Consider the following 16,356-nt stretch of genomic DNA (forward strand, 5'->3'; position numbering starts at 1 on the left):
AAGGCTACATTATTTACATTATTGAAGTATTCAGAAAAACGGCTTTGAAATTGGGCATTATAGGAGCCGGAATGGGGCAGGTGAAGCTCACTAGAAAAGAAAAGCAAACGGCACTCGCCCTGACCAAAGCCGAAAACCAAGACACATGAGCAGAATAACCGTTGATTTAGACAATGTCCGGAACATCCAGAACCTTGAGTTTCTGGCCAAGCGGCTGGTAGAAGGGTTTATTACGGGTTTGCATAAGTCACCGTACCATGGATTCTCTGTGGAGTTCTCTGAGCATCGGTTGTACAACTCCGGCGAGAGTACCCGCCACATGGACTGGAAGGTCTTCGCCCGCACCGAAAAGCTCTTTGTCAAAAGGTTCGAAGAGGAGACCAATCTGCGTTGCCAACTGATCCTGGATGTGTCGGGCTCTATGTATTACCCCACAAATAATTATGGGAAGCTTTCCTATGCTGTTTTGAGCGCTGCTGCTTTAGCCACGCTTCTTCAAAAGCAACGCGATGCAGTAGGGCTCACTACTTTCTCTGACCAGATTGAACTACAGACACCCATCAAGTCTACGGGCGCGCATTTGCATACTTTATTGTTAGCCCTGCAGCAGCAATTGCAGAAACCCGCTCCACCGCAGAAGGAAACCCGGTTGGCATCCATGCTGCACCACGTGGCCCAGCAATTACCCAAGCGTTCCCTGGTAGTGCTTTTCAGTGATCTGTTAAGCCAATATGAGCAGCTAGATGAGATTTTCATGGCCTTGCAGCACCTTCGGCACCAACAGCACGAGGTCCTCTTGTTCCATATTACCCACGCTGAAACCGAAGAAGAATTCCATTTTCCAGACAAACCTTACACCTTTCAGGGGCTGGAAAACGGCGAAAAAATCAAAGTGCAGCCTTCTGAGATCAGGGAGGAATATGTCAAAGCCATGCGCCAGTTCAAAAACGAACTAAAGCTGCGCTGCGGCCAATACCGCATTGACTTGGTAACGGTGGATCTGCGTGAACCCCTCGACAAAGTACTTCAAGCCTATTTGGTAAAGCGCCAGAAAGTACGCTAACGGTTCAAGGCCGTTTTCAGGAAAACACCTCCTAAACAGGCTTGCCTCTTAAGCGCACATAACTCAGAACTCAAGACTCAGAACTCTACCCTGGTGCATTGTCCAGTGACTGCCACAGGTAACGGCAAGCCAAGGTGCGATGCGGGCGCCATGGATCAGAGAGGGAGGTCATGCGGGGTTTGGCGGCCTTCATAGGTTCCTCAAACTGGTACAGGCGCTTCATGGCGTTGTAGATACCCAAATCGTCTAAGGGCATAACATCGGGGCGGTTCAAGGCAAACATCAGAATCATCTCGGCGGTCCAGCGGCCAATTCCCTTGATGCGAACCAGTTGGGAAATCAGCGCCTCGTCTGGTAAATGGGCTAACTGATCGTCTTCCAGTTGTCCGGCGGCTTTGTGCTCCGCGATGTTCTGCAGGTAGCTAATCTTCTGGCGCGACAAACCCACTGCCCGCATTTCCTCGGGTGCCATAGAAAGTACTACCTTTGGATCTGGGTAGTTTCCGGGAAACAAGGCCAAAAACCGGGCCTTAATGGTAGCCGCCGCCTTCACTGATAACTGCTGCGAAATGACAGAACTGAACAGTGCCTCGTAAATAGGTCGGGTTACCGTCTGGATTTCGATCTCCGGAGCCTGAAGAACCAATTGGTGCAGCACCGATTCAGCGGTAAAAAGGGAGGCATGTGTAGCGGCCATGTCGTAGCATAAAGTGGCAGTATATTAACGAGTACTCCTACCCAAGACCAAATATAACCTTAAACCGCGTAGATCATCTTCCGGTGGAAAGCAGAATAAAACGAACCACATGAAAATCATTGAATGCCCCCGCGATGCCATGCAAGGCTTGCCCGAGTTTGTTTCAACCGAGTTGAAGGTTTCCTATTTACAGGCTCTGCTGGAAGTGGGGTTTGACTCCCTGGATTTCGGGTCATTTGTATCGCCCAAAGCCATTCCGCAGATGCGCGACACCGCCCAGGTGCTGGATCAACTGGATACTTCCCGTACCCAAACCAAGTTGCTGGCCATTGTGGCCAACGTGCGGGGAGCAGAGCAGGCCGCTGCTTATGAGCAGATTCAGTACATCGGGTTTCCTTTGTCTTTGTCAGAGGAGTTCCAGAAACGCAACACAAACAAAAGCATTGCCGAGGCGCTGGTAGAAGTGGCCCAGATGCAGGACTTGTGCCAGAAACATAACAAGGAGTTGGTTCTCTACTTATCCATGGGGTTCGGGAATCCTTACGGAGAGCCTTGGCAACCGGAACTCGCCGGAGAAATGACCCGGAAACTAGATCCCTTGGGCATCAAGATCATTTCGTTGTCAGACACCATCGGGGTTTCCACGCCTGCTTCCATCCAGGGGCTTTTCTCCACCTTGATTCCCGCTTTCCCGCACATAGAGTTCGGGGCGCACCTGCATACCAACCCTTCCACCTGGCGCGAGAAAGTGGCTGCGGCCTACGAGAGTGGCTGCCGCCGCATGGACGGCGCGTTGCTGGGATACGGCGGGTGCCCTATGGCCAAAGACGACCTGGTAGGCAACATGCCCACCGAGAAAATGCTCTCTTATTTACAGGAGAAAGGCGTACCTTTGAACCTGGACCAGGAGGCGCTTTCCCGGTCATTGGCCCTGGCGTCCCACGTTTTTCATTCGCTTTAACCACATGCCACAACCGGTAGTTGATATTTTCATTCCCTGTTTCATTGACCAGATGTTTCCGCAGACTGCCTGGAACATGGTGAAGTTATTGGAGTCTCTGGACTGTAAGGTTCGCTACAACACAAACCAAACCTGCTGTGGGCAACCCGCCTACAATGCCGGTTTTCAGAAAGAGTGCCGTCAGGTAGCCGATAAATTCCTGGAGGATTTCTCCTCAGACGAAAGCGATTACATCGTAGCACCCTCTGCTTCCTGTGTGGGCATGATCCGGAATGCCTATTCCAACATCTTCGTGACATCCTCCAACTTTGTACGGTACCGGGCCATGGAACGCAAGGTGCTGGAGTTAACCGAGTTTCTGACCGATGTTCTGCAGGTGAAACAAATCCCGGGAGCACGGCTTGACGCTAAAGTCACTTACCATGATTCTTGCAGCGCCTTGCGCGAGTGCGGCATCAAAGAAGGCCCCCGGCGTTTGTTAGGCATGGTGCAAGGCCTGGAACTAACCGAAATGCGCGAAACCGAGACCTGCTGCGGGTTTGGCGGTACGTTTGCCGCCAAGTTTGAGTCCATCTCCGTGGCCATGGCCGAGCAGAAGGTAGAGAACGCCCAGAGCACCGGGGCCGAGTACATTGTTTCCACGGATACCAGTTGCCTTATGCACCTGGATGCCTACAGCAAAAAACAGAACAAGCCTATTAAGGTACTGCACATCGCCGATGTGCTGACAAGCGGTTGGTAAACTCCAGGAAGTTCTTACACTAATAAAGCCGTTGCCGGTTTTAGGGCTGTTTACATAAATCAGCTCTAAAACCGGCAACGGCTTTATTAGTGTTATGGCTATTTAAGGGAGTTTACATAGGCTACCAGGGCGGGTACCAGGGAAGGTGCCAATGGGAGAGTGGGGTTGGCGTACGTTGCCAGATTGGCGTTTCGGTCTGAGGTGGTTTCTTTTAAGACGTGGTTCATGTGGTCAATCTCCACCAGTTTGCTTTTAGGCGCGGCCGAGTTCAGTAAATAGGCTTCCTGCACGCTCACCTGCAAATCCTCCTTCCCCTGTACCAATAGCACCGGTATAGTCATTTTCCCGATCACTTTCTGCGGATCATATTGAAACCAGGATATAAGATACGGCTGCACGCTGGGGCGGAACAAAGAAGTCAGCATGGGGCTCACCTCAGGAACGGCTTTACCTTGCGAAAGTTGGTCTAAGATAGGGAAGGCGGCATCGGTCACTGCTTTGGGTTGCCCCTGAAGTTGCTGCCGAATGATCTTATCGGCCGACTGCCCGGCGCCGGCTACGGAAATAAACCCATCGGCTTTCGCCTGCCGGGCCGCCATCATCCCGATCAGAGAGCCTTCACTGTGGCCCAGGACCACTACTTTGCTGAACCTAGCATCTTGCTTTAACTTTTCTACCCAAGCAGCGGCATCGTGCACGTAGGTGTCAAAACGAAGATCAAACTCAGAAATAGCTGCGTCCTTGCTCTGGGCAATGCCGCGTTTATCGAAGCGCACCGAAGCGATTCCCTGTGCCTGCAACCCTTCGGCCACCATCTTCAGGCTGTTGTTTCTCATGGCGGGGTTGTTACCGTCCCGGTCAGTGGGCCCGGAACCGGAAAGAATCAGCACAACCGGTACCTTGTCGTTTGAAGAGGGCAGGAGTAACGTTCCTTTGAGGGTACCTTTTCCGGTCAATAACTCTATGGCTTCCCCTAAAGCAGGGTTCAAGTTCTGAGCGCTTGCCGAGTTACACAAGAACAGCAATACTAGGAGAAGCCTTAGGTTTTTCATCTGTTTTCAGGAAAAGGTACCCAAAATAGAAACTTAAGCCAGCAGAGGAACGGCCGCAGCCTTCACCCGCTGCACCAAGCCGTCTGAGGCCGGGGCTAACGGAAGTCGCACAAACGGAGCACAAACGCCAGCTTCCTGTAACGCCAGTTTCACCCCTACGGGGTTCGCCTCTTCGTACATCAACGGGTTGATTTTACCGAAGGAACGTTGCAAAGCACCGGCTTCCCGGAAATTCCCTTCCAGCGCCAAACGCGTCATGCGGCTGAACCGCTCCGGAAACGCGTTGGCCAGAACCGAGATGATGCCGTCGCCGCCCACCGAGATCAAGGGAACCGTGTGCATGTCATCGCCGGAAATCACCAGGAACCCGGCCGGTCTTTCCTCCAAAATGGCCATGTACTGCTCCATATTGGCGCTGGCATCCTTCGTCCCGATGATGTTGGGGTGCTGGGCCAACCGAAGGGTAGTGGCCGCCGTCATGTTGATTCCGGTTCTGCCAGGCACGTTGTACAAAATCACCGGCACCGGAGAGGCATCGGCAATGGCGGTGTAGTGCAAGAAAACTCCTTCCTGAGAGGGTTTGTTATAGTAAGGGCACACCGACAAAATTGCGGCAACCCCGGTAAAATCAATCTTTTTAAGCTGCTCCAGTACGTACTGGGTATCATTGCTGCCCAGACCGTATACCAGAGGCTTGCGGCCGGCAATACGTTCCTTAGCGAAAGCCAGGAGCTGGGTTCTTTCTTTGGGCGAGGTGGTCACAGATTCTCCCGTGGTTCCGTTCACCACCAGGTAATCAACCCCGTTGTCAATATTAAAATCAATCAGTCGGCCGAAGGCCTCCAGGTCTACGGAAAGATCGGCTTTGAAAGGAGTTACCAAGGCCACACCTGTTCCTCGTAATGCTTGCATGTCTGTTGGGTTGTAAGATTTTAAGCCGCAAAGATACTGATTTGCATCCAGAGTGTAGATTGGTTACGAACGTTTGTTCTTTAAAGAAAGAACCACGCCTTTTTAGCCCGCTTTCTGAAAATAGGCCCTAAACCAAAAAGAAGATGCTTGCTTTACGGAAGGCTACAGGTTCTTGCTTTCCACCCACCGCATAAAACTCTCCCGGAAACTGTCCCCGATAGGAATTTCCTGCTCCTTTATCTTGATGCGGCCTTTTTCTATACTTTCAATATGAGCCAAGGAAACAATGTATGACCGGTGCACGCGGGCAAACTCCTGCTCGGGCAGCTTCTCCATGATTTTGTTCATGGATAAAAGGCTGATGATCTTCCTGGTAACTGTGTGCAGGATGACGTAATCCTTAAGGCCTTCGATGAACAGGATGTCTTTCAGATTCACCCGCAGGGTTTTGTAATCAGCTTTTACAAAGATGAAGTCCTCGTTTTCAGAGTAGGCTGGGGCGGGCATGGCCACAGGCGAAGCCGGAGTTTGCAGCTGGGCCCGTTCGTACACCTTGTTTACGGCCCTGAAAAACCGGTCAAAGGGAATGGGTTTGAGCAGGTAATCCACGGCATCCAGGGAGAATCCGTCTAAGGCATACTGCGGGTAGGCGGTGGTGAAGATGATGGCCGGCCTATGCGAGAGCGATTGCGCGAACTGAACCCCGGTAATCTCAGGCATCTCAATATCCAGGAACAGTAGGTCAACCGGTTGGCGCTGCAAAACCGTCATCGCCTCTAGGGCACTGGAACAGGTCTGCACCAACTGTAAAAACGGAATTTTGCTAATGTAGGAGCGCATGATGTCCAGCGCTAGGGGCTCATCATCAATAGCGAGGCAGGTCAGTTGCATCTGGTGAAGGTACGGGTTTAGGAAAGTCAGGACAAGGTGAGCGTGGCGATAAAATCCTGCTCTTCAAGGCAGGTGGTGAAGGTGAAGGCATTCGGGTACAGCAGTTCCAACCGTCTTCTGAGGTTCTGGAGCCCGATGCCCCCAAACGAATCCTTGGCTCCGGTGCCCATCTTCAACCGGTTTCGGGTGGTAAAGGTAAGCTGGCCGTTTTGGGTGCAAACGTGTACCTGCATGGGGGCGGAAGTTAAGCCGTGTTTGAACATATTCTCTACCAGGGGCATCAGGAGCATGGGCGGAACCGAGATGCCGCTGGTGTTTCCTGCCACTTCCATGGAAAGCAAGGTGGGATCTGTCAGCCGCAGGCGGTGCAGGTCCAGTAAGTGGGCCACATGCTCCAGTTCCCGCTCCAGGGGGACAACGGGGGTGTTTGTCTCGTAGAGTTGGTAACGCAACAGCAGGGAGAGCTTCAGGATGGCATCAGCGGTGTGGCCGGAGTTTTGATAGGCCAGGGAGTAGATGTTGTTTAAGGTATTGAACAGGAAGTGCGGATTTACCTGGGCTTTCAGCAGTTCCAGTTCGGTGCTGGTGTGTTGGAGTTCCAGTTCTTTGCGCCGCCGCTCGTTGCGCAGGTACTCGCCCGTAACTTTGAGGGAGGAACTCAGAAAGATGTTCATCAAACCCATGACGCCCAACTGAATCAGCTGGGTTTCATATTCCAGCATGGAAGGATGTTTTGCCACCTGTTCGGCCAATTTAGTTGAGATGGTGGCCTCCTGTTTTATCTGAAAAATCTCAATGGGGCTGCGTACTCCTGAGAACACCGCCAAGGTGACCAGCACAGCCAAGGCATACCCCAACACATTCCCTTTAGCCAAAATGCGGAGGAGCACAAACCAATTAAAGTAAAAGAGGGCCAGGTGGAAGGCAAAGGTTTGCCCCACATCCATCGCTATCCAGGACAAAGGCAGATTGAGCCGATCAATGCGGAAATGCGTCCAGAGGGAGAAACCCAAAAGGGCAAGCCACAGCAAAACGTGGAGCAAAAGCGGAATGTGTTTTTTCATCGTTTTCCGGAAAACAGACCAAAACTAACCAATCCATCGGGCTTCTGATGAAGTTTAGAAAGGAATTAGACCAAGCTGCCAATTGTATCGACGAACAGGTTCAAAGGCACAAAAACCGGGTTGGTCCAGAAGAAAGCAGCGTTGGTATAGTTTAGTTGCGGCAGGAAGATGGAATCAGTTGATTTGGTGCATCCTATTTGTGCTGCTATGAAAGAACCGATCATTTCCACCCATCAACTCACCTTTCGGTACGGAGCCCGGGAAATCCTGCAACGCTTAGACCTGGAAGTACCCGAAGGTTGCATCTACGGTTTCCTGGGCCCCAACGGGGCAGGAAAGACCACCACCATCCGGTTGCTGCTGGGTTTGCTGAAACAGACTGAAGGCAGCGTTCAATTATTTGGACAGGACTTAACCGAGCATCGGGTTCAAATTTTACAAAGGGTAGGGGCTTTGATCGAGACGCCTAGCCTTTACAAACATCTGTCTGGGAAAGACAACCTGGAGGTGATGCGGAGGTTTCTGGGGGTTAAGAAAACCAGGATAGCCCAGGTGCTGGACATTGTTCGTCTGAAATCCGATGCCCATCGTCCGGTAAGGGAATATTCTCTGGGTATGTGCCAGCGGTTGGGCATTGCTCTGGCTTTACTTTCAGACCCCTCGCTTTTGATCCTGGACGAACCAACCAACGGCTTAGACCCCAGCGGCATCAAAGAAATGCGGGAACTGCTCAAAGAACTGAACCAGGAACACGGCAAAACCATCTTTCTTTCCAGCCATTTACTAAGTGAAATAGAGAAAACGGTCTCCCACCTGGGCATCATCCACCAAGGGCAATTGCTGTTTCAGGGCGGAGTGCAAGAGTTGAAGCAGGGCATGTTGCAGGCCAGGACCCTGGAGGTGGAAGTAGATAACGTATTGCTGGCAAAAGAACTCCTGCTTTCTCAGGAATATGCCGTGGAAACCTTGGATCTTCAACGGGTCCGGCTGGCTGTACAGGAAAAAGACGAGGCTGCCGCCATCAACCACATGTTGGTGCTGGGAGGGGTTTCCGTCATGGGCCTGACCTGTGCTACTAGAAGCCTGGAAGAAGTCTTTCTTTCTTTAACCGAATCCTCGGAAGTAACCCCTACTAAAGTTCTTGTTCCCACCCTTCAAGTTTGACCCTGATGAACACCTCTACCACTTACCTCAGCCGGGGAATCTCGGCGGAAGCTCTTAAACTGAAGCACACCTGGGCCTTGTGGCTGGCTTTTCTGGCCCCGCTTTCCATTGTGTCCATGAACTTTATGGTATTCTTCTTTAAGGGTCATCTGATTGTGAAGCCTGGTTCTGACCCTTGGTTTAACTGGGCGGGAAATAACTTTTCGGTCACGGCCCAACTGCTGGCGCCTTTGTTTCTGGCTCTACTAACGGCCTTGGTGAACGGAACGGAGCATCAGTCAGGAGGGTGGAAGCAGTTGTACGCGTTGCCGGTGCCCCGGGCCTGGGTGTTCCTGAACAAATACCTTTTGCTTTTGGGTTTGGTGATCCTGAGCTACGCCACTTTCTGGGCAGGGCTGTTGGCAAGCGGCTATTTGCTGGGGGAACTCCGCCCGGACCTTGGTTTTCAGAACTACCACCATGAGCAGAGCATCAGCCTGAGTGCCTTCAGAATTCTGGTAGGTTCGCTCTTCATTTTTACCCTGCAATTCTGCCTTAGTTACCGGTTCAAAAGCTTTGCCATGGGCATCGGGTTGGGCATCCTGTTTACCCTGGCTTACCTCATCGGGGCAAGGTGGGAGTACATCGGGTACTATCCATACAGTTGGCCGGGGTTTTCGGCCATGGCTTCCCAAGCTCCGGGTGTCGCTTGGTTTGTGCCCCAAATGTGGTACAGCATGGTTTTCAGCGGGCTATTGCTGGCAGCGGCTCTGTTAGATTCTTGCCGGAGGCAGGTGCACTAGGTTTTGGGTCTATTTTCTTTAAATCAGCTTTAAACTGGAACGGAGATGAAAGTATTTTTTACCCTGGCCGTAGGAGTAGCCATGGGATGGATAACCGCGCTTTTTGACACACAGGGACAACTGGCATTGGAGCAGCACCAACAAAAGGTGGAGGCTACCCTTTTGTACCAAGCCGATGCCGCCGAAATAGAGGAAGATCCGGTTTCCTCCATTTTCTTTGTCTGGCCTTGATGAAGGATTTCTGGGGCTGACTAGCTGAGGGTATAAAAAGGCTCCTTTTCCTTGTCATGCATCCTGACCTGCCCCTGAAGCACCAGGTACACCAGCAAGCGGCGCGCCCTTTGCTTGGATAGGTTAGCCATGTGCATGAAATCCTTCAAGGTAAGCTTGCGGTACCGCTTGAGCAGTTCTAAAATGCGCTCCTGCTGATGATCCACCTTTTCTTCCAATGATTCCGTGGCGGGTTCCAGGGTCAGCGACTTCTCCACCAGTTTGCTCGTCTGTACGCTCTCGTCTTTCACCCGGATGTAACTGCGCCAGTCATCTTCCTTTACTTTCGCCATATGGGGCTTGGTGGTGCTTTCGGGGATAATCACCTTCAGGATGGTGCCTTCGTCCATGTCCACTTCCTCGTAGATAACTTCCACCGGAGGCTCGCAGAAGGAGTGAAGGGCTTTGTCAAGCGTATACTTTTCCTCTTCTGGGTCTGCGCCACAGATGGTACCATCATCCTGAACGCCCACCAGGATCTGTCCGCCACGTGTATTGGCGAAGGAAACCAGGGTACGGGCAATGCGGGCAGGGTGGGTGATGGTCTTCTTGAATTCCAGCGTCTCGCCTTCCCCCTGAAGGATCAACAGATACATTTCTTGCATGTCAAGGGGTATTTTGTTTTAGGGGTGTTTCCTTGAAAACGGCTTAAAAACCAGTTTGTTCTGCGCTGATGTCCCACAAACGGCGTGCCACGTGGGCATTATTAGAATCGGCGGCAGAAGGCACCTGTTTCTTGTTTTTGAAGTACTTACCTGAAACGTGTTTGAGGTACGGAGAAGTAGCCAGGTACACCAGAGTCTCCGCGCCTTTCGCCGGCGATTTCATGAAAACACTGGTTAACCGGATCAGGTGCCGGATAAAGAAGTTGCTGTTGCTTCCAAAGCCGCTGGCCACCACTCCCGGGTGCAGGCAATTCACCGTCAGGTTGGTGAACTCGGTGCGGCGGGCCAGCTCGTAGGTGAAATGGATGTTAGCCAGTTTGGAGTCTGCATAGGCGGTGATGGCACTGTATTTCTGGGGCTTGCCGGCGTGCTCAAAGTCAATCTGGCCCAGCCGGTGCGCCTCTGAGGTAACGTTGATCACGCGGCCCTGTTCAGAGGCAAGCAAGGAATCCATGAGCAGGTTGGTGAGCAGGAAAGGAGCCAGGTGATTGGTGGCCCAGGCCAGTTCCCAACCGTCTGCGGTGGTTTGCTGATGTCCCGGAATCAGGCCAGCGTTGTTGAGGAGCACGTCTACCACAGGGTACTGATTTTTAAGCTCCTGGGCCAGTCGCCGAACCTCTTCCAGCGAAGACAAATCAGCCAGGTGCAGGTTCAGTTTAGCGCTGGGTACTTTCCGTTGGATGTCATCCAGGGCATGGCGGCCTTTCTGCTCGTTTCTACATACCATCACCACTTGATGCCCTTCCAACGCCAATGCCTCAGTGGCTGCCTTCCCAATACCCGAGCTTGCGCCCGTCACTACCATTACCTTTCCTTCTTTGTCTGCTATCATGTCCTGTGCTGCTCCAGTTTGCCTGGCTATGGGGGACTACGGAATTTTCACCATTTTAGCTGCCTTCGCAGAGTGGAATCCCGTTAACATAAAAAATGCGACCCTTTTGGGGCCGCATTCTATATTTCATTACAAAAGGATCTGGCTTAGAAAGGAAGATCGTTGTCCATGTCATCGCTGATGAAAGAAGAGCTGGATTTCACCGGCTGCTGGGCGGCATACGGGTTGCCTGATGCCTGTGGCTGAGCCGCGTTGCCGGCATGCTCTACCCTCCAAGCCTGCAGGTTGGTGAAGTACATGGTGGTTCCGTTTTTGGTGAACGGTTTTCCGCTTAGGTTGAAGGCAACCTTTACTTCATCGCCTGTTTTGTAGTTATCAAGAATACCGCACTTGTCTTGGGTAAGCTGAAACTTGGCATATTGCGTATAAGAGCCGTCTGGAATCTCCAAAACGAATTCACGTTTCCGGAATTTGTCGCTCACTTGGGTTTCGTCAAAGATTTCGTGCAATCTTCCTTGTACATCAAAAGACATAGGTGATAATTTTAATAGATTAGTAAAGTAACTATACAAATATACAAAGAATAGGGGGTTTAGATTCCCGCAGCCAGACTTAAATTTATCAACGTTCTTTGCTTCTGAAGGAAGCAGACGGGGCCTGAAAAGAGGCGGTAATTTTAAGTAGCTAACGGCGAACCCCCTACGCAAAGAGAAGGAAAGTATGGAGAATCAGCATCGTTTTGCCCTGGCCCTGCACGGGGGCGCCGGAACCATCACCCGGGAATCACTCACACCGGAAATGGACCGGGAATACCGCCAGGCGCTGCAACAAGCCCTAAAAACCGGGTATGACCTTTTGCGCCAGGGCGGCAGTGCTTTGGCTGCGGTTGAAGCCACGGTAGTTTCCCTGGAAGACTGTCCTTTGTTCAACGCGGGCCGGGGCTCGGTCTTCAACAAACGTGGCCGCCATGAGATGGACGCAGCCCTCATGTGCGGGAAAACCCTGAGCGCGGGGGCGGTGACTGGGGTCAGGAATGTGCGCAATCCTATCCTGCTGGCCAGCCAGGTGCTGCACCATTCAGACCATGTGTTCCTATCCCAGCCCGGAGCCGAGGAATTTGCCCGCAACCACGGCATTGCCTTTGAACCGGATGAATACTTCTTCACCCTGCAGCGCTACGAGCAATGGCAAGCCCTGCGCGATTCAGACGTGTACATGCTGGACCATTCAGAAACCCAGGAAAAGAAATTCGGGACGGTGGGGGCAGTGGCGGTTGATCTGCAGGGAAACCTGGCCGCGGCCACTTCCACCGGCGGCATGACCAACAAGAACTTTAACCGCATTGGAGATACGCCCATCATCGGGGCTGGTACCTACGCCAACAACCGTACCTGCGCAGTGTCCTGCACCGGCCATGGGGAGTATTTCATGCGAAACGTGGTGGCCTATGATATCTCCTGTATGATGGAATACAAGGGGTTGTCTTTGGTTCAGGCCGCTGATTTGGTGGTGCATGACAAACTGAAGAAACAAGGCGGGGAAGGTGGACTTATCGCGGTTGATGCCCGGGGCCAGGTAACTTTGCCGTTTAACTCTGAAGGAATGTATCGGGCCAGTTGGGTGCAAGGGCAGGATCCTTTGGTGGCTATATACCAGGAATAAGGTTGTTTCGGGGCTGTTTTTCGGAAAACAGCCCCAAAGAAATACTGCCTAATTTTGATCGATAATGATCTGTTTCTCCCCAACGCAGAATTTCCGCTCCCTGATGTCATAATAATTCCCGAAGGCCAGCACGTGCATCCGGAAGTTTTCAATGGAGAGCGGGGTGCCCGGAGGGGCATATGACGTGTTGTTGTGCTTGATATGGTGCCCGTCTACCACAATGACCAGGTTAGACCCAATGGTTTCGATGATGTTGCCCTGCGTGATCATAACGCCGGTGTCTTCGCCCAGGCCAATCCCAATTTTAAAAGGATGGGTGGCCACCGCTTCCATCAATCTCCCAAATCGGCCCCGTTTCACAAAATGAGAGTCAAAGATGACGTTCTCCTGGAACGCCAGTCCCCGGTCTAATTTCACAGATCCTTTCAGGAGGGAGCGTTGGCTGCTGCCTCCCTTGATCATGATGTCAGACATGGCCATGGCACCCGCGCTGGTCCCCGCAATCACAAAACCCGCCTCGTGCCAGTACCGGTCCAGCAAGATCTGGTGAAAAGCAGTGCCCGAGAAGATCCTGAAAAGGCGGGACTGGTCTCCACCGGTGAACATGACGCCGCTGGCTTTCTTCAGGCGGTCCAGGTACTCTGGATTCAGGGCGTCTTCCTCTTCCCTGATGTCCATTATGCTGACCTGCTTACAGCCCAGAACCTCAAAGGCATGCAGATAAAGGGCTCCCAATTCTTCGGGGATCATGGAAGCCGTGGTGATGACCTCCACCCGGGCATCGCTTCCGCCCATGGCGTCAATGATGCGTCTGAGAATGCCTAATTCAAAGAAACTCAGATGAAACTGCTTTTTATGCCGGGGGTACGTGCCTTTGTCTTCGTTTCCGCCAACGGCGATGAGAATGCCTTTGGGGGCTAGCTCAAGTTTGGTCATGTATGCAACTGAAATGTGGTATGGGTACTTCGTTTAAACCTGTGCTTATACGGGATTTCCCCTACTTACGGGCCAATTGCCGGAAGATTGCGGAAATACGGGATATTCTTAGGACATCCGTTAAACTACCTATCCCTCGCCTCGTATAAAATTTAACACATTAGATTTTACAACTAAAGATAAAAGCTATGAAATTAACATCCTTGAATGACCTGTTCATCCATCAGATGAAAGATCTCTATAACGCAGAGCAGCAACTCTTAAAAGCCATGCCAGAGATGCTGTCTATGGTGAAAAGCTCAGAGTTGGCGATGGCTTTAGAGACGCACATGCGGGAGACCCAACGGCAGATTCAGCGTTTAGAAGAATGTTTTCAGATTCTGGGCATCAGTGGTGGCGGCGAGAAATGCATGGCCATGGAGGGAATCATCAAAGAAGCCCGCGAGTTCATGCAGCACGACGCTGATCCTGAGGTTATGGATGCCGGTATCATTGCCTGTGCCCAACGGGTAGAACACTATGAGATTGCCGGTTACGGAACCGCCTGCACCTATGCCAAATTCCTGGGCCATACCCAGGTGCTGGATCATTTAAAAGAGATTCTGAACGAGGAGAAAATGACCGATGAAAAGCTTACCATGATTGCGGAAACTGCCGTAAACCGGAAAGCCGAGAACCACTAACACCTCCTGTTTATAAGTCAGAAGAGCCCATCGGTTTTAACCTGATGGGCTCTTCTGTTTCAGGATAGGTGGTTTACCGGAGTAGGGCATCCAGGGAACTGGTGGCTACTGCATGGTAGTTAGGTCGGGCTTTCCCGTAAATCTCTCGGGCCAGATCGGCTCCCCGAGGTGTTTGAAGCAGGGCTTTGTACAAGGGCATCAGGAATTTCCTTCTGCCCACCCGCACCAGGAATGTCTCCAGAGCTGCGAAAGCTTCTGTGTACCCGTGCCGGATGGCAATCTTCAGCCACTCCGCCTGAATCTCAGCGTTCCCTGAAGAGGTAAACCCAAAGGCCTCATCCAGTTCTTTCAATTTATCAAGGGGGAAATTCTGGGGAAGGTTGCTCAGGAAATAGAGCCATTCATGGGTGCTCCAGTTTTGGGTAGACAGTTCCTGAGCCGGGGTTCCTGCTTCCCACTTGTCCCGTTCTGCGGCTACTTTCTCAAAAAGACTTGATTTTACATGCGCCACTCCGGCCGGAATGCCGGGTTTATGAATCCATGCCTCGGCATTGATCTGGTCCCGTAAATGTTGGTTTCCGTTTACCAGCTCTTTTTCCAAAAACAACTCAAAACCAGCTGTGTCCATGGACTTGAATTGGAACGTGCTGAAATAGGTGTTCACGAATTGGTCAAACCGTTCACGGCCCACCAGGCTTTCCAGGTGGCGCAGGAACAGGTTCCCTTTTTCGTAGGCAATCTCCGTCAGGCCTTCGTCTGGATCGCGGTTTTCAAGGTTCAGGTGCAGGCAGGTGTCCTGCGGGGTGTTGCTTAGTTCTTCCAGGGTATGTTGCAAATCCTGGTACCCAAGGGTGTGTAGCATCTGAGCGTATTCCGGTCCGTACAGGGCTTCCATGATGCGGCGCTCAAAATACACGGTAAAACCCTCGTTAAGCCAGAAGTCGTTCCAGGTAGCATTAGTCACCAGGTTCCCTGACCAGGAATGGGCCAACTCGTGGGCCACCAGACTGGTGAGAGACCTATCACCCGCAATGATGGTGGGAGTGGCGAAGGTGAGTTTCGGGTTCTCCATTCCACCGAATGGAAAGCTGGGCGGCAACACCAGCAAGTCGTATCGGTCCCATTGGTAAGGCCCGTACAGTTCTTCGGCGGCAAGCAGCATCCTCTCGGTGTCGGCAAACTCGTATGCCGCGGCTTCCAGGGAGGCAGGTTCAGCGTATACTCCGCATCTGTCGGCAAGAGGAGCAAAGGCCAGGTCGCCTACCGCTAAGGAGAGAAGGTAAGAGGGGATAGGCTGATCCATCCGGAAAAAGTACGTACCGCTGGCCTCCTTTTCTTGCGGATTCTGGGCACTCATGAGGGGTAGCAAGTGAGCCGGAACCTGTACCCGGGCCGTGTAGGTAAACCGAACACTGGGACTGTCTTGACAAGGCAGCCACGTTCGCGCCAAAATAGCTTGCGACTGAGTGAATAGAAAAGGCTGTGTTTTGCCCGCCGTCTGTTCTGGGGTTAGCCATTGGAGCGCCGCTGAACTCTGTGTCGTCTCAAAGCTGATCCTGATCTTCTGTGTGCCCGGTGTAAAGGTCACATGCAATCCTTGGCCCAGAAAAGGTTTTTTATCTGATAACCGGAAATTGACCTCATTTTCCGGGTCTTCAAGCCACACCTGCCTAATGAGTAGGTGATGGGTGTCCAACACGATCTCTGTGGCCTTATGGGTATGTAGATGGTAAACACCGATGCCGGATATCTTCTTCTGATTGAAATCAACGTGGAGGTCCCAGTCTACGTGCTTGATCCGGGCTTCTGCGGGCTTGGAAAAGCTGTGTGGGTCATAGGGGAACGAAAGAGGAGTATTGTTGCTAAAATCCATTTTGTAAACTTTAGTGATACCTTAAGGTTACCCACTGAAAAGGGTAACAAAGTGATTGGTGGACTGAATATCTGGCTTTAAAATATTTATTTACGCAATATTCTAGG

General features: G+C 51.9%; 18 protein-coding genes. 8 read left to right on the top strand and 10 right to left on the bottom strand.

The genetic code is table 11. From position 1 onward, the window contains the following. The first annotated feature begins 145 nt into the window (after positions 1 to 145). Entirely contained in the window at positions 146 to 1,063 is a 918-nt protein-coding gene (locus tag EFB08_RS04265) for a DUF58 domain-containing protein (RefSeq protein ID WP_123125697.1), read from the top strand. A gap of 85 nt (positions 1,064 to 1,148) precedes the next feature. Here the strand turns inward: EFB08_RS04265 and EFB08_RS04270 are convergent, their stop codons facing one another. Next, a complete protein-coding gene (locus EFB08_RS04270) occupies positions 1,149 to 1,760 on the bottom strand; it encodes a DNA-3-methyladenine glycosylase family protein (protein WP_123125698.1) in 612 nt (203 codons plus the stop codon). Positions 1,761 to 1,869: 109 nt separating this feature from the next. On the opposite strand from EFB08_RS04270, the gene EFB08_RS04275 reads away from it, so the two are divergent. Further along, positions 1,870 to 2,721 carry a hydroxymethylglutaryl-CoA lyase gene (locus EFB08_RS04275; protein WP_123125699.1) on the top strand — a complete coding sequence of 284 codons (852 nt, stop codon included), beginning with the start codon at positions 1,870 to 1,872 and terminating at the stop codon, positions 2,719 to 2,721. Positions 2,722 to 2,725: 4 nt separating this feature from the next. Then, on the top strand, positions 2,726 to 3,463 hold the full coding sequence (locus EFB08_RS04280) for a (Fe-S)-binding protein (RefSeq protein ID WP_123125700.1): 738 nt from the start codon (positions 2,726 to 2,728) through the stop codon (positions 3,461 to 3,463). Positions 3,464 to 3,561: 98 nt separating this feature from the next. On the opposite strand, the gene EFB08_RS04285 is transcribed toward EFB08_RS04280, so the two are convergent. The 4 genes from EFB08_RS04285 to EFB08_RS04300 form a co-directional block, all read right to left on the bottom strand. Next, the gene (locus EFB08_RS04285) at positions 3,562 to 4,515 is read right to left on the bottom strand and encodes an alpha/beta hydrolase (protein ID WP_123125701.1); all 954 of its coding nucleotides are present in this window, start codon (positions 4,513 to 4,515) and stop codon (positions 3,562 to 3,564) included. A gap of 33 nt (positions 4,516 to 4,548) precedes the next feature. After that, the gene (gene dapA, locus EFB08_RS04290; protein WP_123125702.1) at positions 4,549 to 5,427 is read right to left on the bottom strand and encodes a 4-hydroxy-tetrahydrodipicolinate synthase; all 879 of its coding nucleotides are present in this window, start codon (positions 5,425 to 5,427) and stop codon (positions 4,549 to 4,551) included. 162 nt (positions 5,428 to 5,589) lie between these two features. Further along, on the bottom strand, positions 5,590 to 6,318 hold the full coding sequence (locus EFB08_RS04295; protein WP_123125703.1) for a LytR/AlgR family response regulator transcription factor: 729 nt from the start codon (positions 6,316 to 6,318) through the stop codon (positions 5,590 to 5,592). Positions 6,319 to 6,344: 26 nt separating this feature from the next. Further along, positions 6,345 to 7,382 carry a sensor histidine kinase gene (locus EFB08_RS04300; protein ID WP_123125704.1) on the bottom strand — a complete coding sequence of 346 codons (1,038 nt, stop codon included), beginning with the start codon at positions 7,380 to 7,382 and terminating at the stop codon, positions 6,345 to 6,347. Between the two features lie 207 nt (positions 7,383 to 7,589). Here EFB08_RS04300 and EFB08_RS04305 point away from each other — a divergent pair, with 207 nt between their 5' ends. From EFB08_RS04305 to EFB08_RS04315, 3 genes are read left to right on the top strand one after another with little or no spacing between them, the layout of a single operon-like run. Beyond that, positions 7,590 to 8,546, top strand: coding sequence for an ABC transporter ATP-binding protein (locus tag EFB08_RS04305; protein WP_165864795.1), 957 nt, complete (start codon positions 7,590 to 7,592; stop codon positions 8,544 to 8,546). Between the two features lie 5 nt (positions 8,547 to 8,551). Next, the gene (locus EFB08_RS04310; RefSeq protein ID WP_125077645.1) at positions 8,552 to 9,328 is read left to right on the top strand and encodes an ABC transporter permease; all 777 of its coding nucleotides are present in this window, start codon (positions 8,552 to 8,554) and stop codon (positions 9,326 to 9,328) included. 45 nt (positions 9,329 to 9,373) lie between these two features. Then, entirely contained in the window at positions 9,374 to 9,559 is a 186-nt protein-coding gene (locus tag EFB08_RS04315; protein ID WP_123125706.1) for a hypothetical protein, read from the top strand. Positions 9,560 to 9,579: 20 nt separating this feature from the next. Here EFB08_RS04315 and EFB08_RS04320 read toward each other — a convergent pair whose 3' ends face one another. The 3 genes from EFB08_RS04320 to EFB08_RS04330 form a co-directional block, all read right to left on the bottom strand. Continuing rightward, the gene (locus tag EFB08_RS04320) at positions 9,580 to 10,203 is read right to left on the bottom strand and encodes an RNA-binding domain-containing protein (RefSeq protein WP_123125707.1); all 624 of its coding nucleotides are present in this window, start codon (positions 10,201 to 10,203) and stop codon (positions 9,580 to 9,582) included. Between the two features lie 43 nt (positions 10,204 to 10,246). Then, positions 10,247 to 11,095, bottom strand: coding sequence for an SDR family oxidoreductase (locus EFB08_RS04325; RefSeq protein ID WP_123125708.1), 849 nt, complete (start codon positions 11,093 to 11,095; stop codon positions 10,247 to 10,249). 146 nt (positions 11,096 to 11,241) lie between these two features. Next, positions 11,242 to 11,628 (bottom strand): DUF3127 domain-containing protein, encoded by a 387-nt coding sequence (locus EFB08_RS04330; RefSeq protein WP_123125709.1) that lies wholly within the window; start codon positions 11,626 to 11,628, stop codon positions 11,242 to 11,244. Between the two features lie 187 nt (positions 11,629 to 11,815). Between EFB08_RS04330 and EFB08_RS04335 the strand changes: the two genes are divergently transcribed. Next, positions 11,816 to 12,757: an isoaspartyl peptidase/L-asparaginase family protein gene (locus EFB08_RS04335; protein WP_123125710.1), complete on the top strand. Its 942-nt coding sequence runs from the start codon at positions 11,816 to 11,818 to the stop codon at positions 12,755 to 12,757. Between the two features lie 48 nt (positions 12,758 to 12,805). On the opposite strand, the gene EFB08_RS04340 is transcribed toward EFB08_RS04335, so the two are convergent. Further along, the gene (locus EFB08_RS04340) at positions 12,806 to 13,693 is read right to left on the bottom strand and encodes a cyanophycinase (RefSeq protein ID WP_123125711.1); all 888 of its coding nucleotides are present in this window, start codon (positions 13,691 to 13,693) and stop codon (positions 12,806 to 12,808) included. A 188-nt stretch (positions 13,694 to 13,881) separates the two neighbouring features. Here EFB08_RS04340 and EFB08_RS04345 point away from each other — a divergent pair, with 188 nt between their 5' ends. Next, entirely contained in the window at positions 13,882 to 14,376 is a 495-nt protein-coding gene (locus EFB08_RS04345) for a YciE/YciF ferroxidase family protein (protein WP_123125712.1), read from the top strand. A gap of 73 nt (positions 14,377 to 14,449) precedes the next feature. On the opposite strand, the gene EFB08_RS04350 is transcribed toward EFB08_RS04345, so the two are convergent. Next, positions 14,450 to 16,249: a M1 family metallopeptidase gene (locus tag EFB08_RS04350; RefSeq protein ID WP_123125713.1), complete on the bottom strand. Its 1,800-nt coding sequence runs from the start codon at positions 16,247 to 16,249 to the stop codon at positions 14,450 to 14,452. Positions 16,250 to 16,356 lie beyond the last annotated feature (107 nt).

The sequence above is a fragment of the Rufibacter latericius genome, from assembly GCF_003721515.1.
GTDB lineage: Bacteria > Bacteroidota > Bacteroidia > Cytophagales > Hymenobacteraceae > Nibribacter > Nibribacter latericius.

Excerpts from the sequence above, each read along its gene's own strand:
- EFB08_RS04265 (WP_123125697.1), top strand. The coding sequence starts at position 146 with ATGAGCAGAATAACCGTTGATTTAGACAATGTCCGGAACATCCAGAAC.
- EFB08_RS04270 (WP_123125698.1), bottom strand. The coding sequence starts at position 1,760 with ATGGCCGCTACACATGCCTCCCTTTTTACCGCTGAATCGGTGCTGCAC.
- EFB08_RS04275 (WP_123125699.1), top strand. The coding sequence starts at position 1,870 with ATGAAAATCATTGAATGCCCCCGCGATGCCATGCAAGGCTTGCCCGAG.
- EFB08_RS04280 (WP_123125700.1), top strand. The coding sequence starts at position 2,726 with ATGCCACAACCGGTAGTTGATATTTTCATTCCCTGTTTCATTGACCAG.
- EFB08_RS04285 (WP_123125701.1), bottom strand. The coding sequence starts at position 4,515 with ATGAAAAACCTAAGGCTTCTCCTAGTATTGCTGTTCTTGTGTAACTCG.
- dapA (WP_123125702.1), bottom strand. The coding sequence starts at position 5,427 with ATGCAAGCATTACGAGGAACAGGTGTGGCCTTGGTAACTCCTTTCAAA.
- EFB08_RS04295 (WP_123125703.1), bottom strand. The coding sequence starts at position 6,318 with ATGCAACTGACCTGCCTCGCTATTGATGATGAGCCCCTAGCGCTGGAC.
- EFB08_RS04300 (WP_123125704.1), bottom strand. The coding sequence starts at position 7,382 with ATGAAAAAACACATTCCGCTTTTGCTCCACGTTTTGCTGTGGCTTGCC.
- EFB08_RS04305 (WP_165864795.1), top strand. The coding sequence starts at position 7,590 with ATGAAAGAACCGATCATTTCCACCCATCAACTCACCTTTCGGTACGGA.
- EFB08_RS04310 (WP_125077645.1), top strand. The coding sequence starts at position 8,552 with ATGAACACCTCTACCACTTACCTCAGCCGGGGAATCTCGGCGGAAGCT.
- EFB08_RS04315 (WP_123125706.1), top strand. The coding sequence starts at position 9,374 with ATGAAAGTATTTTTTACCCTGGCCGTAGGAGTAGCCATGGGATGGATA.
- EFB08_RS04320 (WP_123125707.1), bottom strand. The coding sequence starts at position 10,203 with ATGCAAGAAATGTATCTGTTGATCCTTCAGGGGGAAGGCGAGACGCTG.
- EFB08_RS04325 (WP_123125708.1), bottom strand. The coding sequence starts at position 11,095 with ATGATAGCAGACAAAGAAGGAAAGGTAATGGTAGTGACGGGCGCAAGC.
- EFB08_RS04330 (WP_123125709.1), bottom strand. The coding sequence starts at position 11,628 with ATGTCTTTTGATGTACAAGGAAGATTGCACGAAATCTTTGACGAAACC.
- EFB08_RS04335 (WP_123125710.1), top strand. The coding sequence starts at position 11,816 with ATGGAGAATCAGCATCGTTTTGCCCTGGCCCTGCACGGGGGCGCCGGA.
- EFB08_RS04340 (WP_123125711.1), bottom strand. The coding sequence starts at position 13,693 with ATGACCAAACTTGAGCTAGCCCCCAAAGGCATTCTCATCGCCGTTGGC.
- EFB08_RS04345 (WP_123125712.1), top strand. The coding sequence starts at position 13,882 with ATGAAATTAACATCCTTGAATGACCTGTTCATCCATCAGATGAAAGAT.
- EFB08_RS04350 (WP_123125713.1), bottom strand. The coding sequence starts at position 16,249 with ATGGATTTTAGCAACAATACTCCTCTTTCGTTCCCCTATGACCCACAC.